This window comes from Acinetobacter sp. Leaf130 (genome assembly GCF_001423205.1).
Classification (GTDB): Bacteria; Pseudomonadota; Gammaproteobacteria; order Pseudomonadales; family Moraxellaceae; genus Acinetobacter; species Acinetobacter calcoaceticus.
In genome coordinates this window covers 1,145,048-1,170,348 of sequence record NZ_LMOE01000001.1, presented here as the reverse complement: position 1 = coordinate 1,170,348, position 25,301 = coordinate 1,145,048, and the positions used below count along the sequence as shown (strand labels likewise).

At 36.8% G+C, this 25,301-nt stretch carries 22 protein-coding genes; 8 read left to right on the top strand and 14 right to left on the bottom strand.

Annotation, left to right across the window (positions count from 1 at the left end; translation table 11 throughout):
- Positions 1–2: 2 nt before the first annotated feature.
- From ASF86_RS05060 to ASF86_RS05035, 6 genes are read right to left on the bottom strand one after another with little or no spacing between them, the layout of a single operon-like run.
- Complete coding sequence (locus tag ASF86_RS05060) at positions 3–851, bottom strand: ABC transporter permease (RefSeq protein WP_056480070.1); 849 nt, start codon at positions 849–851, stop codon at positions 3–5.
- Entirely contained in the window at positions 848–1,999 is a 1,152-nt protein-coding gene (locus tag ASF86_RS05055; protein WP_056480067.1) for an ABC transporter permease, read from the bottom strand. Before ASF86_RS05055 ends, ASF86_RS05060 begins: the two co-directional genes overlap by 4 nt.
- A gap of 5 nt (positions 2,000–2,004) precedes the next feature.
- Positions 2,005–3,576 (bottom strand): ABC transporter substrate-binding protein, encoded by a 1,572-nt coding sequence (locus ASF86_RS05050; protein ID WP_056480064.1) that lies wholly within the window; start codon positions 3,574–3,576, stop codon positions 2,005–2,007.
- A 10-nt stretch (positions 3,577–3,586) separates the two neighbouring features.
- Positions 3,587–4,780 carry an LLM class flavin-dependent oxidoreductase gene (locus ASF86_RS05045; protein ID WP_056480060.1) on the bottom strand — a complete coding sequence of 398 codons (1,194 nt, stop codon included), beginning with the start codon at positions 4,778–4,780 and terminating at the stop codon, positions 3,587–3,589.
- Between the two features lie 33 nt (positions 4,781–4,813).
- A complete protein-coding gene (locus tag ASF86_RS05040) occupies positions 4,814–5,524 on the bottom strand; it encodes a class II aldolase/adducin family protein (RefSeq protein ID WP_005040698.1) in 711 nt (236 codons plus the stop codon).
- A 13-nt stretch (positions 5,525–5,537) separates the two neighbouring features.
- Complete coding sequence (locus ASF86_RS05035) at positions 5,538–6,596, bottom strand: ABC transporter substrate-binding protein (protein WP_056480057.1); 1,059 nt, start codon at positions 6,594–6,596, stop codon at positions 5,538–5,540.
- Positions 6,597–7,633: 1,037 nt separating this feature from the next.
- Here ASF86_RS05035 and ASF86_RS05030 point away from each other — a divergent pair.
- The 6 genes from ASF86_RS05030 to ASF86_RS05005 all read left to right on the top strand — a co-directional run bounded on the left by ASF86_RS05030 (position 7,634) and on the right by ASF86_RS05005 (position 14,488).
- On the top strand, positions 7,634–7,924 hold the full coding sequence (locus tag ASF86_RS05030) for a type 1 fimbrial protein (protein WP_056480055.1): 291 nt from the start codon (positions 7,634–7,636) through the stop codon (positions 7,922–7,924).
- Positions 7,925–8,417: 493 nt separating this feature from the next.
- Entirely contained in the window at positions 8,418–8,951 is a 534-nt protein-coding gene (locus ASF86_RS05025; protein ID WP_000731817.1) for a fimbrial protein, read from the top strand.
- 91 nt (positions 8,952–9,042) lie between these two features.
- Positions 9,043–9,777 carry a molecular chaperone gene (locus tag ASF86_RS05020; RefSeq protein WP_056480052.1) on the top strand — a complete coding sequence of 245 codons (735 nt, stop codon included), beginning with the start codon at positions 9,043–9,045 and terminating at the stop codon, positions 9,775–9,777.
- A 58-nt stretch (positions 9,778–9,835) separates the two neighbouring features.
- Positions 9,836–12,394 (top strand): fimbria/pilus outer membrane usher protein, encoded by a 2,559-nt coding sequence (locus ASF86_RS05015; RefSeq protein ID WP_056480049.1) that lies wholly within the window; start codon positions 9,836–9,838, stop codon positions 12,392–12,394.
- A complete protein-coding gene (locus ASF86_RS05010) occupies positions 12,391–13,401 on the top strand; it encodes a fimbrial protein (protein ID WP_056480046.1) in 1,011 nt (336 codons plus the stop codon). The genes ASF86_RS05015 and ASF86_RS05010 overlap by 4 nt, the downstream gene beginning before the upstream one ends.
- 112 nt (positions 13,402–13,513) lie before the next feature.
- Positions 13,514–14,488 (top strand): DUF4882 family protein, encoded by a 975-nt coding sequence (locus tag ASF86_RS05005; RefSeq protein ID WP_056480044.1) that lies wholly within the window; start codon positions 13,514–13,516, stop codon positions 14,486–14,488.
- A gap of 57 nt (positions 14,489–14,545) precedes the next feature.
- On the opposite strand, the gene ASF86_RS05000 is transcribed toward ASF86_RS05005, so the two are convergent.
- Both ASF86_RS05000 and ASF86_RS04995 read right to left on the bottom strand, forming a co-directional pair.
- Positions 14,546–15,655, bottom strand: a complete 1,110-nt coding sequence (locus ASF86_RS05000) for an S-(hydroxymethyl)glutathione dehydrogenase/class III alcohol dehydrogenase (protein ID WP_003651772.1) — start codon at positions 15,653–15,655, stop codon at positions 14,546–14,548.
- 229 nt (positions 15,656–15,884) lie between these two features.
- On the bottom strand, positions 15,885–17,756 hold the full coding sequence (locus ASF86_RS04995) for a hypothetical protein (protein WP_056480041.1): 1,872 nt from the start codon (positions 17,754–17,756) through the stop codon (positions 15,885–15,887).
- Between the two features lie 183 nt (positions 17,757–17,939).
- On the opposite strand from ASF86_RS04995, the gene ASF86_RS04990 reads away from it, so the two are divergent.
- Positions 17,940–19,097, top strand: a complete 1,158-nt coding sequence (locus ASF86_RS04990; RefSeq protein ID WP_056480038.1) for a catalase family protein — start codon at positions 17,940–17,942, stop codon at positions 19,095–19,097.
- A gap of 43 nt (positions 19,098–19,140) precedes the next feature.
- Here the strand turns inward: ASF86_RS04990 and ASF86_RS04985 are convergent, their stop codons facing one another.
- The 3 genes from ASF86_RS04985 to ASF86_RS04975 all read right to left on the bottom strand — a co-directional run bounded on the left by ASF86_RS04985 (position 19,141) and on the right by ASF86_RS04975 (position 20,883).
- Positions 19,141–19,449 carry a hypothetical protein gene (locus ASF86_RS04985; RefSeq protein ID WP_056480035.1) on the bottom strand — a complete coding sequence of 103 codons (309 nt, stop codon included), beginning with the start codon at positions 19,447–19,449 and terminating at the stop codon, positions 19,141–19,143.
- A 350-nt stretch (positions 19,450–19,799) separates the two neighbouring features.
- On the bottom strand, positions 19,800–20,255 hold the full coding sequence (locus tag ASF86_RS04980; RefSeq protein ID WP_005040716.1) for a hypothetical protein: 456 nt from the start codon (positions 20,253–20,255) through the stop codon (positions 19,800–19,802).
- A 193-nt stretch (positions 20,256–20,448) separates the two neighbouring features.
- Positions 20,449–20,883 carry a GFA family protein gene (locus ASF86_RS04975; protein ID WP_081407554.1) on the bottom strand — a complete coding sequence of 145 codons (435 nt, stop codon included), beginning with the start codon at positions 20,881–20,883 and terminating at the stop codon, positions 20,449–20,451.
- 223 nt (positions 20,884–21,106) lie between these two features.
- On the opposite strand from ASF86_RS04975, the gene ASF86_RS04970 reads away from it, so the two are divergent.
- A complete protein-coding gene (locus ASF86_RS04970) occupies positions 21,107–22,672 on the top strand; it encodes a phospholipase D family protein (RefSeq protein WP_056480029.1) in 1,566 nt (521 codons plus the stop codon).
- 17 nt (positions 22,673–22,689) lie between these two features.
- On the opposite strand, the gene ASF86_RS04965 is transcribed toward ASF86_RS04970, so the two are convergent.
- The 3 genes from ASF86_RS04965 to adeR all read right to left on the bottom strand — a co-directional run bounded on the left by ASF86_RS04965 (position 22,690) and on the right by adeR (position 25,183).
- On the bottom strand, positions 22,690–23,277 hold the full coding sequence (locus tag ASF86_RS04965; protein WP_056480026.1) for a uracil-DNA glycosylase family protein: 588 nt from the start codon (positions 23,275–23,277) through the stop codon (positions 22,690–22,692).
- Between the two features lie 117 nt (positions 23,278–23,394).
- Positions 23,395–24,462 (bottom strand): two-component sensor histidine kinase AdeS, encoded by a 1,068-nt coding sequence (gene adeS, locus ASF86_RS04960; RefSeq protein WP_056480023.1) that lies wholly within the window; start codon positions 24,460–24,462, stop codon positions 23,395–23,397.
- Entirely contained in the window at positions 24,452–25,183 is a 732-nt protein-coding gene (adeR, locus tag ASF86_RS04955; RefSeq protein WP_056480021.1) for an efflux system response regulator transcription factor AdeR, read from the bottom strand. Before adeR ends, adeS begins: the two co-directional genes overlap by 11 nt.
- Positions 25,184–25,301 lie beyond the last annotated feature (118 nt).

Here is a 25,301-nt window from a genome sequence, read left to right as displayed (position 1 = left end):
GCTTATTTTTCCTCAATCCGAGCTGCTGCACGTCCAACGCCCTCCGCCAATACATTTGTTCCGAGCGCAAACAAAGCAATTAAAATGACAGGAGCAAACACGGCCCATGGTTGAACCAGTAAACCCGCACGGTTCTCATTAATCATGAGTCCCCAGTCTGCTGCTGGAGGTGCCACACCATAACCAAGAAAAGCCAAACCCGATAACATGCCCACCGCCCAAGTCAGCATCACACCGAGATGAATTAATAACGGCGTCAACATATTGGGTAAGATTTCACGAAATAAAATATAGGTTTTTGAGTAACCTAGAATTCGGGCGGCTTCGATATATTCTTGTTCCACTAAATTAAGTGCAACGCTTCGTGCAAGACGTACGACTCCGGGAATAAAAGCAATTGAAACCGTTAAAACAATGAGCCAAGGCTGTCGACCTAACATCGAAACAATAAGTAAGACCAAAATGAGATCGGGAAAGGCCATAAAAACATCAGTCAGCCAAGTTACAAACTGATCAATCTTGTTTCGGGCAAAAGCAGCAAATATGCCTAAACTAGAACCAATAATTAATGCAACTAAACTAGCAGCCAGTGTCATCCAAATAATAGAAGCACCGCCAGCAAGTACACGAGACCAAACATCATGACCAATATAGTCATAACCTAAAAATGAACGTCCTTCAGGTGAGCCATAAGTCATGCCGACCAACGCAGTGGGCTCAAATGGAACGAATAACGGGCCAACCAGTGCAAAAATCAAAACCAAAGCAGTGACTACAAATCCAAAACGTACTTGTCTTTCACGAATTAATGTTTGAAAAAAGTTTCTTTGGTACCAGTGAAGTGAGCTCATTTTCCCCCTCCTTGCTGAATATTCTTTAAAGCATTGCGACGGTCTACAGGTTTTACTGTAATTGGCCGGCCAGACTTCCATAAACGTAACGCCTGACGTCTTCCCGGCGAACGTGCTTTATGTCTTTTTGCAGTTCGTATTTTTGGTGTGAGTAAAGTCGTGATTAAATCTGCAATTAAATTAACGACTACCACACAAATGGTAAGCAATAAAACAATCGCTTGAATGGTCGGAATATCCCTCATTTCGATTGCTGCATTGAGCGCATTACCAATACCGGGATAACTGAAAACCACCTCAATAATTAAAGCACCACTTAGCAAAACTCGGATGGTCAATGCTGTTCCCTGCACCACGGGCACCAATGCATTTGGTAAAACATGTTTCCAGATAATCCGTCGCTCAGGAATACCACGCAGCCGTGCAGAGGTCACATATTCCGACTCTAGCGCATCAATCATAGAACCACGCACTAAACGCATCAGATATGGAATGAGTGATAAAGCTAAAGTTAAAATTGGTAAAATTAAAAACTCTAATTGGCTATAAGGCGACTCATTGGGAATCAGCAACGATGCTGCTGGTAATATGTGTAAAACCGATGTTGAAAAAAACATCATTAACCAAATCGCAATCACAAACCCCGGCACTGCTTTAAACAGAATCGAACTGGAGACAATAATCCGATCTAACTTGCTGTCACGGCGGAGCGATAGCCACACACCCAGCACGACTGAAAGCGGTACAGTAATGACAATAACGAGGCTCGTGAGTGCAACTGTATTACCAAAATAATTCTGAATAATTTGTAAAACAGGTACATTGGAGTCAATCGAGCGCCCAAAATCACCTTGTAATAATTGACTTAACCAATGCCAGTATTGAACCAATATCGGATCATTCAAGCCTAATTGTTCACGAAGTATTTGAACCGTGGCTTCAGGTGCTTCTGGACCTAAAATGACGCGAGCCGGATCCGATGGAAGTGCCTGTGTGGCAATAAACACAATGAGGCTAATAACAAAAACAACCAATGCCCCTGATACCAAACGTGTCAAAAACCAAGGTAACCACGCAGGCAATTCAAATGACTTGGCAATTGTCGGATGTTGGATTGATGCCTCTATTTTGCTGGATTGAATTGTCATATCGGTTACCCTCTACGCCAGAATTCATCAGTACGCCACGCAGCAAAGCCAGTGCGATCAGGTGTTACACCACCAATTTGGCTCGAATGTGCATCAAGTACATTATTAAAGCCCCAAATGAGTAAACCGCCTTGCTCATGCTGAATATGCTGTGCTTCATGAACAAGAACTTTTCGTTTTTCCAAATCGGGTTGTTGCAATGCCGCATGCACTAGTTCTGTAAAGCGCTCATTCTTAAAACGAGTTTTATTATTTGCCGCACCCGGCCCATCAATTTGCAAGACTGTTAATAAGAAAGGACGTGAAACGTTCGAGCCTGTACTAAATGCCCAATCTTGTTTTACTGCATCCGCAAAAGTAGCAGCTTCAACCTGTTTAACATTAACGATGACTCCAGCCTGAGCAGCATGCTGAGCAAAAACCAATGCCGCATTGCTATCTGGGCCTGTATATAAATCGATAGTTAAATTGTTATTAAAACCAGCTTCTTTGAGTAAAGCTTTAGCTTTATTTAAATCTTGCTTACGCTGAGCAATGCTATGGTCATATACAGGATCACTAAACGAATAAAGGTCATTTGCAACTCGCCCTTGACCAGCCAAAGCGCGTTTCACCAAATCATCTCTATTGGCGATTAGTCGAATAGCTTGTCGCACTCGTGGGTCATTGAACGGTGCTTTAGACGTATTCATATCAAATGATTGCCAAGCATCTGTTTCAGATGAAACCAGATTTAGTCGTTTATTGGCTTGAATTAAAGCAATGTGCTCCGCACTTACACCAGACGCAATATCAATTTGGCCTGATTGCAAGGCAGCAAGACGCCCCGTCTGATCTTTAAAATCAATGATTTCTATTGCATCGGCGTAAGGCTGGTTTTCTTTCCAGTAGTTTTCAAAACGAACAAAGCGTGAACGCTGACCCGGTGTAAAACTTTCAAGCTTAAAGGGTCCAGCCCCCACGACATTTTTAACTGGGTCATAATCTGTAGGAACAATGCCACCCCAGCTCATCCATGCTTCAGGTAAAGCAACCAATCCTTTTCCTTGAGAAAAAGGAATTTCAACCGTGTATTCATCGCGCTTTTTAATTGCATCTCTTTGCAAAGAATAAAGATAGGCTGCAAATGGAGAAGCGAGCTTGGGGTCAGTCAAACGACGTAAAGAAAAAATAACGTCATCGGCAGTGATGGTTTTACCGTGGTGAAATTCAAGCCCTTTTTTTAGACGAATGGTCCATTTCGTTCCGTCATTATTTGGTTCAGCAAATTCAGCAAGTGCGAGTTTAGGCTGAATATCTCTGCCCCATTCCCATAATTTTGCATACAAAGGCCAACCTCTGAACGCACTGGACATACCAATAGGTTTATGTGCATCTAAATTGCCAGCTTGATTACCATTGATTACCCCAATTTTGATAACGCCACCTTTTTTCGGCGTATCATTTTGGGTTGTACTAGCAGTAGCACTCTCAGACGATGAGTCTGGTTTAGAGCACCCGATAAGGCTGATTGCAGCAAAAGCGCCAACACCTAATCCAGTCTGTTTAATCAGTTCTCTACGTGTAATTTTATTCATGCCTTCTCCCTTAAACCACGACTTCTTGATTCAAAAGGGAATCAATGGATGAATTTTTATTGAGCTTAGGTAACTCAAAGCCATGATCGAGTTCCAATAACGGAAACAATAAATCTGCTACCCGATAGGCTTCCCCAATTAAAGGGAAACCAGACAAGATAAAGGCTGATACACCATAGCTTTCGTATTCTTTAATTCGTTTGGCAATATTTTCAGCACTACCGACTAAGGCAGTCCCCGCCGCTGGGTTTAAAATATCGAAACCAAATAAAGATGGCCCAGTCCAAACATTAGGATAAATTTTAAAATCTTTAGCTGGAGGTAAAATACCTCGACGTAATTGTTCTAAATTTTTTTGAATAGATGGATTGTTACTTTGATAACTCTCAAAAGTTTCATTTGGAGGAAGCTGTCGTTTAACAGCTTCGATTGCATAATTTACATCAATTTTGTCAAGTAACGACTGAGCATATTGCCAAGCTTCTTCTTCTGTTTCCCGCACAATAATTTGTAATCGAGTGCCAAATTCTAAAGTTCGGCCAATTTTTGCAGCCTCAGCCGCAACCTTGCTAAACTTTTCTCCAAGTAATGGCGGCGTATTCGCAAAACTTAAATATACGTCCAGTAATTCAACAGAATGCTGAACGCCTTTCTCAGAAGTTCCAGCTCCCCACAAAGGAACACCCTGTTCTTGAGTGGGGCCACGCCATTTTGACATTGGAGATCCACCTTCTAAGCGTGGGGCAATTTGAATAAACTCCCCTTCAAACCCAGAGGTATCACCTAAGTAGTTTTGTTGAAATGCAGTCCAGTATTCTTTACTAAAGTCATAACGCTCATCATGAGTATAGTGAATCCCTAAAGCTGCCAAACCTTTATCATTTCCATTAACGACATTAAATAACAAACGCCCTTTAGAAAATGCATCAAAAGTTTGCGCATATTTTGCCAAAACTGCCGGCTGGACTTCTCCGGGATGTTGGGCAACCAGAAATTTTAAACGTTCAGTAAATGGAATTAAACTTGCAGCAACAGCAAGTGTTTCATACTCACTTGTACCCATGAGTGAACCGTAAAAACCAAGTCGATCTGCGGTAATCGCAATCTGTTGTAAGTGTTCATAATCGGTATCCCACCGCCCAGATTCCAACCATGGATATGGCCCATCTGGAGACGTGAGATACCATAAAAGTTTTACAGCCATAATATTCTCGATCTTTATTTTTTAAATCTTTATCTAATTCAGGGGAAGTAAGCCCAGAGATTTTGCTTTTTCAGTCAAACCGCTCATTTTCCATTGCTGATGCAAAACCCCTTGCCCGTATTCTCGGCTACCACCGACTAACTCTGCGAGAAGCTGAATTTGAGCCCCTTCTTCTAGCAACAAGATAAATTCAGCAGTTTCCTGTAGACCTTGACGACCCCATACGGTTGCACCACCGTTGGCTTCTAAGATGGCCCGATACTCAATATCAATTTTGAGTTGATCTAAAATGAAATCGACTTCTGCCTGACGGCGGTCAATGTAAATCGGCAACTCTTTAAATAAATGGAAACGCTGCACAGGCACATAACGAATCGGTAAAGTACGATGGGTTTGAGCCCAAGCACCTAAATTCGGCGCGTGTACATGAGATATTGTGGTGACATCTGCATGTTCTTTAAAAAGCTTGTTATAGCGCCCACCCGCACTTTTTCTCCCCAATAAAACTTCACCATCAATTGTCTCCACAAGCACTTTGCTTTTTTTATCTTTAGACCACGGCCCTGCATAGTTAAAAGTGACTAAGGTATTTTCAGGCCCACGTTCTACAAAATTAACCGTTCCATTTGCTGTGATTGTTCCTGTTTCACGGAACACTTCAAAAGCAAATTCAGCTTTTTCACGATTCAATTCGATAAAGTCATTGAGTTCACGAGACAATGGCGTTTGAATAAGTGTTGTCATGATCAAATCCTCTTTAAAAATTTTTATTTTGACGGCGTTTTAAAACTTCGAGTAAAGGACGATGATCAACCCATGTTTCAATATCGACATCTCGCTCTAAAAAGCCATGCAACCAAAGAAAATCTTTTTGTTGTTTTAAAAGCTCTAAACGCTCTTCGCTTAATGACGGATGTAAAGACTTATGAAAATTATTTCGATAGGCTGTCGCAACGCTCTCTGCCCCTGCAATGGTTTCATCTTCAAGAATCACCAACACTTCATCTAAATGATCTTGTGCCCAATCCGCCGTATCAAATAGCTCTTCAAGAAAATCGACCACGACATCAAAATGATCTTCTAATAAATCTTCATGGACTGTGATTGGACGAGGCGTTCCGTTATTTACACGAGAAGTCACATCTTCAAATTTATCTAAATCAATACCAACTTTGAGGCCGCGTTTAGTTGCAGCTTCAACAGCAGAAGCTCCTTTTACATAAACGGCGTCAACTTCACCTGTGATTAATGCGTCAAGGCCAGACCAATATGTACTCGCATCACGATTCTCTTTAGGCCCTGCACGTTCAGGTACTTCAATAAAATTGACATCTCGGAAAGTGAGATTGGCAAGTTGTAACGCACCACGAATACCTTGTAAGGACATGGCTCTAAAAATACTTCCGGCACGTTTGTCAGCATATTCCGGTAAAGCCACTTTCACATTTTTTAGGTGTTCTGGCTGGCTAATGTTTGAATCAGGTCGAACAATAATCACTTGCCACTCATCAATCCAAGTCAATCCAATGAGTCGGCTGGGTGCTCCTTCAGAACGTGCTGCTAATGCAGGTACATTTCCACCTTCTCTGAACAACGCGGGTAATTGATGATCAAAATGATGAACCGACAAACCCTTACGCGCATCTTGCAAGACAGCGACATCAATGCCGTGCTTTTCAAATTTTTTAACCAGAGTGCCGCGCTTTAAGGAAATACCTGTTGCTGTGGGTACAGGACATCGAGTAACCCAAATTTCAGACAGGATGTTTTTTACAAATTCTTTAGAATTTTCTTTTTTATCTACTACAAGTGACATACGGATTCCTTAGGATAATTCCACTTTCATCAGTCACATTGAGCAGCTTTTATGCCAATTTAATTTATTATTTATTTTCAACAACTTACTTAAAAAAACATTTGGGCTGGAAATGTTTATATTTCATCATTTTTCAATACCAGTGTTGTTTTATCAACACTTACCTCCGACAGACATAACTTACAAAATGCAGAATCATGCAATCAGCCGCCCTAGAACTCGTTCTGTTTGCAAGTTGAGTATTTATTGCAGGAGTAGAGCTGAGTCTAGAGATGGTACGTACAGCGTTAAATGTTGTAGATAATGCTCTGGTTACTTTCTTAAGATATTTTTTTGTAGAATAAATTTTTCAGCAATCAAATAAGATTTATAAAATTCAATTAAACAGTGATTTTCATCAAGTTTAAATATTACTATGCCTTTTCTCTAACCTATATTTCTACTTTATATAATTTGATCTTGAAAAGATCGTACACGTTTAAATTGTAACAGGAACTTTTAAAAAGCTTGAAAAACTAAAATTATCTTTTATACCTCAATATATATAAAATATGTGATGAATTTCAATTTATTGGCAGCATAGTAATTGTCTTTAATAAATAAAGTGAATTTATTTTTTATTTATAAATAAAAGGTTAAATAAATCACATTTTAAATAAAATTAGAATCTTATTTCTCTATAATTATCTTGCAATGTAAAAATTAGGATCACAAAAATAAATTACATATTTATTAAATATTTAATTATATATCATTTGGTTTTTTAATTTTATTGTGTTGGAATTTTGGGCTAAATTTATTAAATAAATATAAATATCAATGATTTAACTTGTAGGTAATAATTTTCAAAGGATTATAATCATTATATTTATTAATATGGGTTAATAAATTTTAACTATTACATTATTTAAAACAATTAATGTGATTTATATCACGTGAAATTAATAATTTTTTATTAGATTGAACTTAATTATTGTTTTTAAATTAAAAATATTGTATCAAATATATATAAACTATTTTATAAATAGGTATATAAAATGAAAAATAATATTTTTAAACTTCTTATTCTGATGGTGCTTTCCACTTCCCCATTATTTTGTTATGCAAATAACACAATAATGATAAGAGGAAATATTGTTGAAGATACATGTTCAACAGAACATAGCGAGATAGAATGTGTTGAGGTAAATAATTTAAATATTAAACTTGATAGTGAATATTTAAACAAAAGTAGCCTTTCTAACTTAGCTCAACATACTGAGAAAATGGACACTAGCATTGAAAGCATAGGTTCTAATCACAAAGTCGTGCTTATCAACTATCATTAATTTATTAGGTATAGCATTTGAGGCTATTCCTACAATAAGCTTGGTTAAAGAGTGATTTGTCGAACTCATCGCACATTTTGATGATTTAACGGATGAGTCACTCTTTTTCTATAAAAAGTGACTATTTGTATGTTTTTTCTGTATACATATGCATAATTTATTCTATATAATTGTATTATAAGAATTTAAGCTTATTTTTCACATAAATTGTTCAATTCTTTTCTATTTGCATAGTGTTCTTATGTAACTTGCTTTTTTCCGTCGTATCTCTTTTTTATAAAATAAAAAAACTTTTATAAACAGCTATATAAGCTGTTATTTCTCGCTTTGTATGCCAAATATAGAGCGTGACTCAATTAAAATTATGAAAAAATAATGTGATCTAGTTTGCATTTTGTTTGAGAAGTGTTAAGATCGCCGCATTACTTTTCAAGATGTCAAACACTGGAAAAGTAAGGAAATAAACTTTTATCCAGACTTTTGAGAAAACACTATGAAAAAACTTGCTTTGATCGCTGCTCTTTCGGTTGTAGGGATTGCGAATGCTCAAGCTGCTGATGGTACAATTACAATTAATGGTTTAGTTACAGACAAAACTTGTGACATCGTTACCCCAGCTGGTAAAGACTTCACAGTTACTCTTCCAACTGTTTCTAAACAAACTTTAGCTGTTGCTGGGGATGTTGCTGGTCGTACTCCTTTCCAAATAAAATTAGCTAACTGTTCTGAAGGTAAAGTAGCTACTTACTTCGAACCAGGTGCAAATGTTGACTTTAATACTGGTCGTTTACTTAACAAAGACGCTACTGGTGCTAAAAACGTTAACGTTCAACTTTTAGGTAGCAACAATAACTTTATCCCAGTTCTTGCTGCTGGTGCAAATGGTGCTCAAGCTAACTCTCAATGGGTTGACGTAGCTGCGGCTGGTAGCGCAGACCTTAACTACTATGCTGAATACTATGCAACTGGCGCTTCTACAGCTGGTAAAGTAAACACTTCTGTTCAATACACAATTATCTATCAATAATTAATTGATAGCGGGGTTTCTGTGTCCGCATGGAAACCCTGTTTTTTTGTGTAACGCTTTCCCGAATCTTTCTTGGTTGAGAACTCGAAAAATGAAATTGAACAGTTATAATTTTTTGTTAGGTTTGGCATTTGCTTCAGCAGTTGTTGCACCTGCTACTCAAGCAGAAATTGTAATTCATGGCACTCGTGTGATTTATCCTTCAGATGCTAGAGAAGTTACACTACAAGTTAGTAATAACGGTTCAAAACCAGCACTTGTCCAAGCATGGCTTGATGAAGGCGACTCAAAAAGCACCCCGGACCAATCAAAAGTACCTTTTATGATTGCTCCTCCTATTTCTCGTGTTGAAGCAACGAAAAGTCAGACTCTGCGTATTACTGCTTTACCAACTGCTTCTCAGCTAAATCAGAAGCAAGAAACAGTTTTGTGGTTAAATATTTTGGATATTCCTCCAAGACCAACTTCAAAAACTGAAAATACGACGCCTGATAATTTTCTGCAATTAGCAATTCGCTCACGTATTAAATTCTTTTATCGTCCAGCTTCGCTTAAAGATGACGTGAATTTAGCAGCTGATAAGCTTCAATGGGTTAAATCTGGTCAAAATTTAACGGTAAAAAATCCAACTCCTTTTCATATCACGATGACCTCTGTTTACCAAAAGGCAGGTGATAAAAAAGTTGATTTATTACCTCAAGGGTTAATGATTAAACCTTTTTCTGAAGAATCTGTTCAGCTTAAGAACGGCAATCTTCAAGATATGAGTTTTATGAATGTCAATGACTATGGTGGTCGAGTCGAACACCAAATAAAACTTCAGTAATCAGATTTATCTTTTTAATAAATTTAAGCACCTATTATGTGAGTAGGCGGACTTAGTTATGCCAAAAAAAAGGCAAGAATCTTATAAATTATTAAAACGCCATATTTGTTACTACTTGGCTTCTGGTGTTGTCACAATGACAATGCCTGTATTCGTGCATGCTGAAGAAACAGTCGCGAGTGCTCCTGTAGAAGCTGAATTTGATTCTGCTTTTTTAATTGGTGATGCTCAAAAAGTTGATATTTCTCGTTTTAAATACGGTAATCCTGTTTTACCAGGTGAATATAATGTTGACGTTTATGTAAATGGCCAATGGTTTGGCAAACGTCGTATGTTTTTTAAAGCATTAGAATCAAATAAAAATGCTGTAACCTGCTTTACGGGAAATACTCTTGCTGAATATGGTGTAAAACAGGAGATTTTAGCTCAGCATGCTCCTCTTCAAAAAGAAAATAGTAGTTGTTATAAAATTGAAGAATGGGTTGAAAATGCATTTTATGAGTTTGATAACTCTCGTTTACGTGTAGATATCTCGATTCCACAAGTTGCTTTGCAAAAAAATGCGCAAGGCTATGTCGACCCAAGTTTATGGGATCGTGGGATTAATGCTGCTTTTCTATCTTATAACGGCAGTGCTTACAAAACATTTACTCAGTCTAATGATCAAAGCGAAACTACAAACGCATTTATGGGCGTGACTGCTGGACTAAATTTAGGTGGCTGGCAATTACGTCATAATGGACAATGGCAATGGCAAGACACCCCTGCTGAAAATCAATCTAAATCAAGTTACGAAGAAACAAGTACATATTTGCAAAGAGCATTCCCGAAATATCGTGGTGTTTTAACACTTGGGGATAGCTTTACAAACGGCGAAGTATTTGATTCTTATCGCTATCGTGGTATCGACTTCTCAAGTGATGATCGAATGTTGCCAAATAGTATGTTGGGCTATGCTCCGCGTATTCGTGGTAATGCTAAAACCAATGCAAAAATTGAAGTTCGTCAACAAGGTCAACTTATCTATCAAACAACGGTAGCACCAGGTAACTTTGAAATTAATGACCTTTACCCTACTGGTTTTGGTGGTGAAATTGAAGTTTCTGTTATCGAAGCTAATGGTGAAATACAGAAATTTTCTGTGCCTTATGCATCTGTTGTGCAGATGCTACGCCCTGGTATGAATCGTTATTCGTTAACTGTAGGCCAGTTCCGCGATTCAGACATTGATATTGACCCTTGGGTTGTTCAAGGTAAATACCAACAAGGGATTAATAATTACCTAACAGGTTATACAGGCATACAAGCGACGGAAAATTATGCCGCTGTATTGTTGGGTGCCGCTTTTGCTACACCAATTGGTGCCGTGGCGTTAGATATTACTCATTCTGAAGCTGAATTTGAAAAACAGTCATCACAATCAGGTCAAAGTTTCCGTTTAAGTTATAGTAAGTTAATTACTCCAACCAACACTAACTTAACACTAGCAGCTTATCGTTACTCAACAGAAAACTTCTATAAATTACGTGATGCTCTACAGATTCGTGATTTTGAAGAAAAAGGTATTAATACCTACTCTGCTGGTCGTCAACGTAGTGAATTCCAAATTACCTTAAACCAAGGATTACCTGAAGGTTGGGGTAACTTTTATGTAGTAGGTTCGTGGGTTGATTATTGGAACCGTAGTGAAAGTACTAAACAATATCAGGTTGGTTACAGTAATAACTTCCATGGTTTAACTTATGGTTTATCTGCAATTAACCGTAAAGTTGAATATGGCTCAACCAATCAAACACACGATACTGAATATTTAATGACATTATCGTTCCCGATTGATTTCAAGAAGAATTCAGTTAACGTCAATGTTACTGCTTCTGAAGACAGCCGTACTGTTGGTGCAAGTGGAATGGTTGGAGATCGCTTTAGTTACGGCGCTTCAATGTCGCATCAGGATTATGCGAATCCCTCATTTAACGTAAATGGTCGTTATCGTACTAACTATACAACTGTTGGTGGATCTTATAGTGTGGCTGATTCTTACCAACAAGCAATGGTTAGCTTAACTGGTAGCGTGGTTGCACACTCAGAAGGTATTTTATTTGGACCTGAACAAGGTCAAACGATGGTACTTGTGCATGCGCCAGAAGCTGCCGGAGCAAAAGTTAATAATGCCGTTGGTTTAAGTGTGAATAAAGCGGGTTATGCGGTAGTTCCTTATGTTACTCCGTACCGTCTTAATGACATTACCCTTGACCCACAAGAAATGTCGAGCGAAGTAGAACTTGAAGAAACAAGTCAACGTATTGCACCTTTTGCTGGCGCAATTGCTAAAGTAGATTTTGCGACTAAAACTGGTTATGCAGTTTACATTAATAGTAAAACTGTAGATGGCAACAGTTTACCGTTTGCAGCTCAAGTCTTTAATCAGAAAGATGAAGCTGTAGGTATTGTTGCACAAGGTAGTATGATTTACTTACGTACTCCACTTGCTCAAGATCATCTTTATGTGAAATGGGGCGACGAAAGTAATGAGCGTTGTTCGGTTGAGTACAACATCAGTAATCAGTTGCAAAATAAGCAACAAAGCATGGTAATGACTGAGGCTGTCTGCAAATGAAAAGAATATTATTAACAGGTGCTCTATTTACGGCTGGTCTTGGTATATATGGTGAGACTAATGCTTCGTGCTACATAACTGGTTATCAACCAAATGATGTTCTTATGTCTGTAGGACGTGTTGTTGTGCGTCCTAGTGATCAAGTGGGTGCAATATTAAGAAAAGCAACTTTTCCTATTAATCGTACTGATACACAAGCTAATAACTGTGATAGTCGAGATGTAGCAATTGCGGAATTAACTCAAGCTTATCCATTAAGTTCTTTAGGTAATAGCATTTATACTACTAATATTCCCGGGATTGGTATTCGTTTGTACCGTGAAGCGGAAAATAACACTAATTTTTCTGGTTATTACCCTTATCAACGTAGTGGAATATCAGGTAATCGTTATTTAGCATCTGGATATTTTGTGGTGGAAATTATTAAAATTGCTCCACAAACAGGTTCTGGAACGTTAGTACCAGGCAGATATAGTAGTTATTATATCCGTGGCTATCCAGATAAACCCTTTTTAACAAGTACTGTTAATGCTAATGCAATTACCATTGCTTCTTCTTCATGTGAAATTCAAGGTAATATTAATAAAGTTGTACAGCTTCCAACAGTAACAAAAGCAGGCTTTAAAGGCGTTGGTTCTACTCAAGGCGAACAAACCTTTGATATGAACCTCTTATGTAATGGTGGTACAAGTCCAGCAGGTTATGAACAGAAAAACACTATTAGTTTAAGTTATGACTTTACCCAAGACGGCACAAATAGCCAGGTATTGGCAAATACGGCTGCTACGTCTGAAAAAGCAAATGGTGTCGGTGTGCAGTTACTCTGGAATTATCAAAATAAAAATCAAGTCATCAAAAAAGGCGATAAATTAGCTTTAGGTTCGTTGTCTTCTAATCAGATACTTCAATATAACGTACCAATGACTGCTCGCTACTATCAAACAGCAACAAATGTGACTGCTGGTAAAGTGCGTGCAATGGCTACTGTAACTATTGAATATGATTAATCATATTCAATAGTTTATAAACTTAATAATTTCAAATATATAAATATTAATAATAAATTTTACGTTAACACTACTTTCTAAAAATTTAACACTTAACTCGATAGGAATATTTATGAAAAAAATAGGCATAGTTGCTGTTAGTGCTATTACATTATGTTGGGCTATGTATGAGGTATCTTCTGATAATACGAATACAGCACCACGTAACGAATCTAGCCAAAAAGTCACATCTAAAAACTTTTCATCAACTACAAAGAATGAAAAATTAGCTTCTCAAATGCTTTTGGCTCAAACTCCCCCCCTTAATTCCTCTGCCCCAGTCTGCCAATATAATTTTGATGCGACTCAAGAAGATTTCGATCTTTGGAATGCTCAAAATCCTGAATATATGTCTCTGATGAAAAAATTTCCACTAATAAGTGGTCAAAAATTTGGTTTTAAAGTAGAGCCTATCTCTGAAGATAAGTATGGTTATTTATTTTATACAGCTCAGAGTAAGGCAAAAATGAATTCAACCAGTTATGAGGGTGATTTTTTATTACCTCATAAAGGTATTATTGCTATAGAAATGCAACTTAAAGTACCTACGCTTTCTTCCGGCAGCTCCTATTATTCATCTAATATTAGTTTTAATGGCGTAACTGATAATAACTATAATATTGACTCATTCTATCAGTTTATTACTGGAACATATGATCCTGATTTTGGTGAAAATCCTCCTAGTTTATATTATAGCTTAACCTCCCAAGCTAGTGATGTTGCGCCTATCGATAGATACAATAAATATGATAGATATAAGAAATATAAGAAAATGACAGATAACACAGATGAATATCAACGCTTAGGTGTTTATATTAATCAGGACACTAAGCAAGTCGGATTTATTTTTAATGGTGTTGATGAGGGATATCAATTTAAATTACCTGGCTCACTACAGAAAGTAGCTTTTGCTATTAATGCAAATGCAGACATACTTTCTACGAGTTTCTTTGGACAAGAGTTATCTAATGAACTCATTACTGACCGTAATGCGCTACAGTTTAGCTACCCTCAGGGCACAACAGACATGTGCGGTAATGCCATTTAAGATATAAAACTATAAGTCGTAAAAAAGGGCTGAATCACAGCCCTTTTTTTATTTCATTTAGAAATGAATAACAGTACGAATTGATTTACCTTCATGCATTAAATCAAAAGCCGTATTAATGTCTTGTAGAGGCATGGTATGAGTCACAAAAGGTTCAAGTTGAATCTCACCTTTCATAGCATCTTCAACCATTTTTGGAAGTTGTGAACGACCTTTTACCCCACCAAAAGCAGTACCTAACCATTTACGGCCTGTCACTAGCTGGAATGGACGAGTCGAGATTTCTTGGCCTGCACCAGCAACACCAATAATTACGGATTGTCCCCAACCACGATGTGCGCATTCTAAAGCAGAACGCATAACATTGACGTTACCAATACATTCAAATGAGTGGTCTACACCCCAGCCTGTCATTTCTACAATCACTTGCTGAATTGGTTTATCGTAATCTTTAGGGTTTAAGAAATCTGTAGCACCAAACTGCTTAGCAAGTTCAAATTTATCTGGGTTTGTGTCTACCACAATAATTTGCCCAGCTTTTGCTTGACGTGCACCTTGTACAACAGCCAAACCAATACCACCTAGGCCAAATACTGCAACAGAGTCACCTTCTTGTACTTTAGCTGTGTTATGTACGGCACCAATACCTGTAGTTACGCCACAACCTAGTAAACAAACTTGCTCGTGATTAGCTTCAGGATTGATTTTAGCTAAAGATACTTCAGCAACTACCGTATATTCACTAAAAGTTGAACACCCCATGTAGTGGTAAATCGGTTCGCCATTATAAGAAAAACGCGTGGTTCCATCCGGCATTACACCTTTACCTTGAGTAGCACGTACTGCAACGCACAAGTTAGTTTTTCCAGATTTACAGAATAAGCATTCTTTACATTCAGCGGTATAAAGTGGAATAACATGATCACCCGGTTGAACGCTCGTTACGCCCTCACCGACTTCAACCACAACACCTGCACCTTCATGTCCTAAAATTGCAGGAAAAACACCTTCTGGGTCATCGCCGGACAATGTAAAAGCATCGGTATGACATACCCCTGTATGGGTAATTTTTATTAAAACTTCACCTGCTTGAGGTGGTGCAACATCAACTTCAACAATTTCTAAAGGTTTTCCTGGGGCAAAGGCGACAGCTGCACGAGATTTCATCTTTGGGTTTCCTTTAAATCATTCGGTATTTATAGTCGAGCAAAATAGATTATGTAACAGTAATACAAGAGCTTAATTTTGCTTAAATTAAAATTGGCTTTCATGACAATCCATCACAGCATAGCCAGTCAGGTAAGTCTAAGCAAGCCTATGTTTCAAAAAGAAGAAAACCTCTTACTTGAAGAGGTTTCTTATCAAATCATTTATCTTATAAACGGTTTATGTTTACTTATAGGTAAATATCTGGTGGATATGGAGTGTTATCACTAATTGGTGAATAAAGCGTATTTTCAACAAAGAAGCCATTTGGCGCTTGAGTGGTATCGATTGTAATTGAATCAAACATGACTTGTGGATATGCCCAGATAAATTGCTTCATTAATCCAAGAGAAACATTATTTTTCATGTCACCAAAAATTCGTTGCCAAATGGGTGTTCGATAAGGTTTGGTTTTATCAAAGCCATATATATAGGCAATAGATGCATCAGGAACGAATCCTGATAAATAAACGACTTTATTTGCAGGATAGCCCAGACCCTGTATAGGTATTTGAGAAACTGCCTGATGTGCTAAGTCTAAGCGAGCTTCTAATAGCCAGTCATAAGCTTCAGTCATCATGTAATCAAAATTAGGATATGAATAGTGCGTGCTTGGATAGTTAATATAAGTTGCTAGCGTTTGAATTGGAGATTGAATAGAAGGAAAGAAAATGAGTGGGCTAACTTTGGCAGTTGAATATTTTGTTTTGATAACGGTACGAATGTTTTGGCAAGTTTGCCCTAATTTATTTCTAAGCCATGTTTTAAACTCATCATAAGGAGTTCCTGTTTTATTCATGGCCTCATAAATTGTACCTAAATCTGGTGCATATAAACCTGTATCTGCATTAAAAGCCAGTTTTGTTGGATAGTCATACACACATGGTAGATTCGTGTCAGTGTTGTACCACCACCAAGGTTCACCAATCTGCATGTTTACATCACATCCCCCGACAACCATTGCATCTGCAAACTCAATAAAGACTTTATGTAGATATGCCAAAGCATTTTGGTCACTTAAACTAAAAAAATAGCTCGGTGGTCGGTAGCCTGTTTTACCCAAATTGCTATTCCAGTCACGCTGTGCCCAATACTCATTGGCCCCCAAGGAATACATTTCAAAGCTGACCCCAAAGATAGGCTGCATACTGGCGTTATGCAAAGCCTGAGCATATTTCTCATGCCATTTACGGGTACATGAGTTAACAACAGCTTCGCCCGTCACCAACGTATCTGGTATTTGCCATTTATTAATATCGCTTTTCCATTTCATTTCAGGATAATGCGACATTCCACAATAATGGTTAACCAAACCTTGATATCCCAAAGTGACCATATTGTTGACTAGGCGCTGCGGGTTTAAATCGTAATGGTCGTCATAGCTGGTACAGATACCATAATTGTGCTGAGGTACAACAACACGGCTCAAATTTAACTTCGCATTTGTTCCTATAACAACCGAGTTGGTCAGTCGAATATAACCATCTTGGGGCTGACTTAAAGGTGTAGCTGATTGGCCATTATATTGACTGGTAAAACCAGAAAAAGAAATTCTCTGAATATTGGTGACGGGAAAGCTATCTGTCGCAGAAAAACCAGCTTTCACCGTATCCCAATTAATATGGATATGCGCTGTACGAGATGAAGGATTATTTGCGTAGTTAAACAAGACGACATATGCAATTTTATCTATGCCATTCTCATTATAGTACACCGTTAAAGTCGGTGTTAAACTCGCATTGTTAAGCACAGGCATAGAAGCCGACAATTCAATATCGAAGTCCCAAATTACCCCTGCATAGCTGTATTTAGTTTCATAAGCTAAAAATTTATGATCTTTAGTGTCATAAGAGTCCCATGTAATTCCTACCAAATCATTTGCCATGCGCGACCTAAAAGATGCTTCAAAACCATTTCCATAATTAGTAATGGCAAAAGACATCGTTTGCGGGCCGTCTATTCTCCAATAAATAGGGCTAAATCGATCAATAAGTGTATTTTGAGTGATTGGATGAGGTGATGAATTAGAATTATTTTGCAAATTTTGTCGATTAGTTATCATGTCGTGATTCTCTTAATGTATTAAGAAGATTTATATTAAATAATAATTCCTTTTTTATTGTTCAGATAAGTAACAATGACGTTTAAATTATTTACAGTTAATATTTTTTATAAAGCTCAAAATAAACTTAAACAAGAACACTTAATACTGTCCTAAAATATTTTTGCGCTGAGGAGATAATAAATGTCAAATTTTATGCAGCCTATACATTTTAGGGTGTTGTTTGTATTTACTCCTCTTGTGTTTGCACTAACAGGTTGTAGTGACACTTTACATTCCCAAAGAACCATACCAATAAAGACATCTTCAGAAAGTATCGTTTATCCCGAAGTTGATACCATTTTAGGGGAAAAGTTACAGCCTAATGAGGAAGTGGTAGCCCAGAACATAGCTCAAGTCATTGAAAAGTCAATTCGTGAACAATATACGGCGGGAAATGCTTTACGTGATGCCCATCCTAAAGCACATGGATGTGTTCGAGCTGAATTTCATGTCTCAAAAAATATACCGGCTCAGTTTGCTAAAGGGGTTTTTATACCAGACCAAAGTTATCAAGCATGGATTCGCTTTTCCAATGCTTCTAATGACGCCTCTAGTGCTGACATTGACAAAGATGCACGTGGCATAGCGATAAAACTTTTAGGTGTAGCTGGAGAGAAAATTTTAGAAAGTGAAAAGCAAGCAACTACCCAAGATTTTATTATGATTAATCACCCTGTCTTTTTTGCGAATGATGCTAAACGATATCTTTCGTTTATAAATGATGTGAATAGCCATAATATGATTAGAAAACTTCATATTCCATTTGCCTTAGGTTTTAAAGGAACCATGAATGCACTCGGAGCACGTAATTCACAAATTGCAAATCCACTCTATGCGCGTTACTGGTCTATGGTTCCCTATCAGTTAGGCCTGGGTAATGATCGACAAGCGGTTAAATATTCAGTACGTGCTTGCTCTGCGACAGCAAATAATCTACCTAAAAATCCTAGTCATGATTTTTTAAGAGAAGCTTTAAAGAATACATTACAGCAAACAGACGCCTGCATGGAGTTCCTTATTCAGCCACGAACTTCAAGTCAAATGTTAGTAGAAGACTCGATGACAGAATGGGATGAGAAAGCGGCCCCTTTTTATCAAGTAGCGACTATTCATATTCCAAAGCAGAATTTTGATACGCCCGAGCAAAATAAGTTCTGTGAAAATTTGTCTTTTACGCCGTGGCATGCCTTACCTGCACATAAACCACTAGGTGCAGTAAACCGAATGCGTAAAGTCATTTATGAAAATATAAGCAGGATTCGACATGATATGAATTCAGCGTCTAGACAAGAACCTTAAGAACGTTGCTCCTCTCGGCTTAGCATTTAAAGGAGAACCTTACTTATTTAATGACTTCTTTACTGGTGTCTATGGTGATTCGATCAATGAAATCTGCCAGCCATAAAATAAAGTCATCTTCATTTTTATGTTTTGGAATCAAGCTCATATCTACTTGAATGAGTAATTCAATTTGCACGCTAACAACAGCACCTTCGAAGTTCACAAAGTTATATAAAAATTTTAATTCTGTGCCTGAAATGGCTTTTTCAATTTCTATAATTAAATTATTTAGGTTTTTAAAGTAATTTTTTGAATGTTTATTTTTAATATTTTTATTAATTTTCTCTGCTAATAATAAGTATTTTGGCATTTTTATCTCCTTATTAATTATTTATAAAATATAAGTATAAGATTGTAGTTGTAAAAATAAATTTTTAATTTTTATTAAGATTGTTGCTGTTTTTTAATTTTAATTGATAAATTATGAATATCATAACTATTTATTGTTTTAATAAAGTGATCTAATTTAAATTTTATTCCGATTAAATTGGTAGGTATTTTAGCAGTCAGCTAAAAATTTATATTTTAAAAGCTCTATATTATTTTAAATATTGAACATTTTAAAAATCGCTATTAAAAAACCGCCCCAGAAGGCGGTTGCTGAATTTACAGCGATATATAGAAGTGTAGTGGACGATCACTTCTATATTTTTTTTAAACTTATTTTTCTTCTTTTATAATTTTAGTAAAGGCATCTGACTTGAAATAATTAATAATCATCTCTCCATCATCAGCTGTAGATGATGACACTTTAGGAAGTTCATCATAGCTAAACTTAAAATCTGGAGGGATAAATTGTGAGATCGGGGGAAGCTTGGCCTCTCCTCCTGTTGTAATTCTTTCAATAAAACCTGCGAGCCAAAGAATATATTCATCTTTATTTTTATGGTTGGGCATGAGGCTCACATCCAACTTAATCGCACAGTCTTCTAAGGGCTTGGTTAAGCACTCATCAAAATCTATAAAATTATATTTAAGTTTAAACTTGGTTCCTTTAATTTCCTTACGAATTACACCAACCAAATGATTTAAAGTCTCTGCTGAGCTTTCTGAAAATAAATTTTTGTCCTCAATCTTTTTGTACACATTCTCAGCGATGATTAAATATTGTGGCATCTCTATTTTCTCCCTTTTATTGTCGAGCTACTCACTCAGCCTTTTAAGGAAGTATGATAGATATTATGTTTTCCAATGTAATTGTTATGCTTCTAATTGTAATTAATGTATTTTTGTGAAAAACGTAAGCATAACCATCCGTAAAAATTAAAGATAACGCAAACTAAATCTCATTTTTATAGGAAAATTTATTCTAATCAAAAAATATTTTTAGTTCATCTAAACTTGGAAGCTGGTTATAAGATTCATCTGCCTCTATTGTGTTCGCCCAGTTTGACTTTGAAAACACGCAAAAATTAAGTTTTTTTAGCACAAGAATGTCTTTATCTAATAAGCCTAATGGTATCCACATAAAATGTGTATTTCCAACTAGGTTGGGTACTGGCGATCCACATTTACTACAAAATGAAGATGTGAAACCTGTTTCCTTTTTATAAGTACGAATAAGTTCTAAACCTGATAACCATTTAAATTTGTCTTTGCCGACCAAAGTGGCCGCATTTGATCCCGTTCCCGATTGCTTTCGGCAGAGACTACAGTGGCAGTGATAGATAGTCTCTATCTCGTTGGTAATTGAAAATTTGACTTCATGACATAGACAAGAACCCACATGACTCATCTCGAGCATCCTTAAAAAATAATATTGAATATAGCATTAGGTTTAAAACGGTTAAATTTAACTTTATATTTTTAAAAGGCTATGTTTTCTTAGAAATACCTATAAAAATAAGGAATTGCTAGCGTTGAGGCTTGGCACAATGCATTTATAAGGTTTAATATGAATTTTGACATATAAATTGAATATAAGAATGCTCTGATAGGTTTAACTTGGATGCAGATTAAATGCTTACATGATCAATCAGCTATATAAGCAGTACAGTACTATGGCTTCAAGTGCTTGGGGCTTCACAAATAAACCTTCATATACAGATGCATACAACCCTAATGAGAATGATACAGTGACGAATAGCTTTAATTGGTTGAATGATGAGCAAGCTACAGAAAAAACAGAACAAGGATTAACCGCTTTTGTGGCATTAGATGATGCCTTTATTAGCATAGCTTCTCGCATGTATCTGATTCGAAATGCAAAAGAAAAAATCGATTTACAATATTATATTTGGACCAATGATTTTGTTGGAAACCTAATGCTGCATGAGTTATTAACGGCGGCAGATCGTGGCGTAAAAATCCGCTTACTCATCGATGATCAAAATGGAGTAAAGCTTGATGGAGTTCTCAGAAGCCTCTTGCAGCATCCTAATTTTGAGATCCGTTTATTTAATCCATATAAATTTAGATACTTAAGAATTTTAGACTATATTTTTCGGTTTAAAAAAGTAAACCATCGCATGCATAATAAATTAATTATTGCCGATGACGTTATTGCAGTAACAGGTGGAAGAAATATTAGCAGTGAGTATTTCGACGCAAGCAATAAGTTTCAATTTACTGACCTAGATATTTTATTTTATGGACATACGGTACAGCATGCCCAGACTGTATTTAATGATTTCTGGCAAAGCGAGCTAAGCCAAGATGCTACTGAGCTTATCGGAACTTGTGCTGTCCACCACCTACAATCGTTACGACAGCACTATCATGATCTAATTCATGAAAGTGAAAATCATACTCAAACCGAAGATAAGCTTTACGATGCTCAAAGCTATTTAAAAGAACTTCTTGAGCACTATCCAATTCAATGGTCAAAAGCTTATTTTGTTGCAGATTCACCTAAAAAAATCTTAGGTGTAGCCTCTAAAGAAGAGATGCTTTATGGGCAAGTCATGAAGATTATGGGTGAACCAAAGCAGCATATAGAATTAGCTTCTGCTTATTTTGTTCCTACACAAGAGGGCGCGTATTATTTAAAACAGCTAAAAGTGCAAGGAGTTAAAGTCAGGGTTTTAACCAATTCTTTTGCTGCAAATGATGTGGCGATTGTGCATGCGTTTTATAGTCAATATCGAGTCGAAATGCTCAAAAGCGGTGTAGAACTATTTGAGTTTAAACCATTTTTAGAACGTAGACGTAGAACATGGTATGAGGTTGTGACTGGAAGTGTGATTCCGGCAAAAGGTAAAAATAAATCGAGTTTACATGCCAAGTTTTTTGACGTAGACGGTAAAGTATTTATTGGGTCATTTAATTTTGATCCGCGTTCTACTTACTTAAATACTGAAGTGGGCCTTGTTATTGAGTCGAGTCAATTACAGGCTCAAGTTTCGGTAATGCTTGATCAGCATTTACCACAAGTTGCTTATCAGCTTAAGTTAAATAGTGAAGGAAAAATTATTTGGTTAGATTATCAATCGAATGGAAACGTTGTGGAATATGAAAACGACCCCGATACGAGCCTTTTCCAACGTACAATGATTAAAGCCGTTTCATATTTGCCAGTTGAATGGATGATGTAACAGCGCTTCAATTTTATTTATAAAATACCAATCTCTTTAAAGAATTTTTGATAAGCCTCTGCTTTTTTCTCTAATGCCAATGGATAAGCTCTTGAAGAGGATGGTAAGCGGTATAAATTAATATCTCGCCCTACAAAGCGAGTTGATGTAGATGTTCCTATAAGTGGTTTTTCAGTATGCTCTGGTAAAACAGAAATTAAGGTATCAGTCGCTTTATCACCTGTGGTCATAATGGTCTGACATAGAGGAATCTGCTGAAGTAACACAGCAAGATCTGTTGGCGTTACTATTTCAAGAAATTTATCGGCAGCATTCCCTTTCAATCGCTTAATTTGGTAAGCCGTATCAAAGATTGCAATACCTGTTTCAATCAAGAAGTTTCGAATACGTTCTTCATTAAAATTTTTCTGATTTTCACTTAAAAAGTGGGTTTTATCTTGAAAAAAAATTAAACCGAAAATACGCCACATGTCATTTTGGAAATTTGGATAGTAAAAATCCATCTTCCATTTATTACGCGGTGGTGGAAAACTACCTAACATGAGTAAACGGGCATTTTCGGGTAAAAATGGTTCAAGTGGATGTGTTTCTATCTCAATTGTCATAAAAAATCAGTATTTAATTAAAAATTTTATAAATAAATTAACCTATTTTCGAGTTAATCACGAGTCAAGAAATGCAATTTCTCTTCATTAAATCGTTAAGGTAGGCCACTAAGGAGATCATTCTTGAGGAATGCTTATTTTAAAAATACTATGTGAATGTTGACTGAGATAATCGACCTGACCTTTATGGGCAATAACAAGGGCTTGTACAACTGAAAGCCCCAAGCCAGTACCGCCTAACTCTTTATTTCTTGATTGTTCTAACCTAAAGAAAGGGTTAAATAAATCTTTGCGATGCTCCGCTGAAATGCCCGGCCCTTCATCTTCTATTTCAAGAATCCAGTTATATTGGTCTTGTCTTGTTGAAACAAGTAGCTTCCCCGGATTTGCATATCGGGTAGCATTATCAAGTAAAGCAATTAAAACTTGTTCTATACGCCTTTGATCACACTTAACTTCTGATGCTTGAATGTCAAAAATGACTTTAAGCTGAGCTTTTTCTAATTTTTCTTGAAACATATGCACGACTTTGTGGGCAGTTTCATTAAAAAGAATCGTTTCGAGGTTAAGTCTAAGCTGTTGGTTTTCAAAAAGGCTTAATGTACGTAAGTCTTCGACTAGATTTGACAGACCTTCAACTTGATTAAGTAAGTTCTTAAATAAGATCGGATCTGCTTCAAAAACACCATCAATAATCCCCTGTAACCTGCCTTGCAAAATAGTGACTGGAGTTCGTAACTCATGTGCAATTGCAGCATTCCAGACATGAGCGTTTTCAACGGAGGTTTCGAGCTTTTGAGCCATATCATTAAAATTGTCCATCAACTCTGCAATTTCAGAAGAATGATGCGTCGGTTTTTCTACTCGTGCAGTTAAATCCCCATGGCTAATTTTTTTTGCTGCATCTGCTAATAGATTAATAGGCACAATAAAACGTTGAGCAAGCTTTATGCCTAAAATAATTGATAATGCTGTGCCAAACAGAAGCACGGCAAATAACCATATGCCATCTAAATAGTGGAAAAACTCATCACTTTCTTTGAGTTTTTCAAGAGAAATAAGACCCACTTCGATTGCAATATAATAGGTGCCGTAGCCTAAAATGAGCGAACTCAGCGTAACACTTAGACTGGTAAAGCTCAGTGCAATAATAAGTTGTTTACTAATGCCTGTTTTATTTTTCATGAGGATTGTCCAGCCTATAACCTACACCACGAACATTAATGAGCATATTGTGTAAGCCTAGATCTTCTATTTTCTTTCGTAACTTACTGACATGGCTATCGACCGTGCGTTCTAATGCATCTCGATCTGGTAAGCACTGATTCATCAGTTCAGAGCGAGTAAAAACTTTATGAGGATGAGGTAACATCAACAACAAAATTTTGTACTCAGTCAGAGTTAAATTAAGTGCTTGTTGTTTGTCATCCGAATAAATATAGGCTGTATGAATTTCTGTATTCACTTCAATATTTTTATAAATCAGATTTCGGTTAGGCGTTTGCTGATTTTGTTGAGTACGTCGTAATACTGCTTGTACACGTGCGACTACTTCATTTGGGTTAAATGGTTTTACCACAAAGTCATCCGCACCAATTCGTAAAGCCATGACTTTATCAATTTCTTGATCTAAAGCAGTCAGCATAATTACAGGTGTAGCTGCTTTTTGCCGAATTTTATTCAGGACTTCCCACCCACTCAATTCGGGCATTTTTATATCGAGTATGACCAGATCAATGGGCTGCGTTGCATGTATTTCAATCGCCTGCTTACCATTCATGGCCCGTACAACACGCATGCCTTCGCGCTTAAGATAATGTTCAATAATATCGCCAATATCATATTCATCTTCTACGACAAGAATAAGCTTATCCTGACAGTTGAACGTAAAGGTTGACTCGAACATATTAATAAAACGCGAGAAAAATTTGATTTATCATACGCGTATTTTTTGGTAAATCTCCACACTTTTTCCACATATTCGTGATTTTCGTTACACACATATCAAAAATAATGCCAGCATC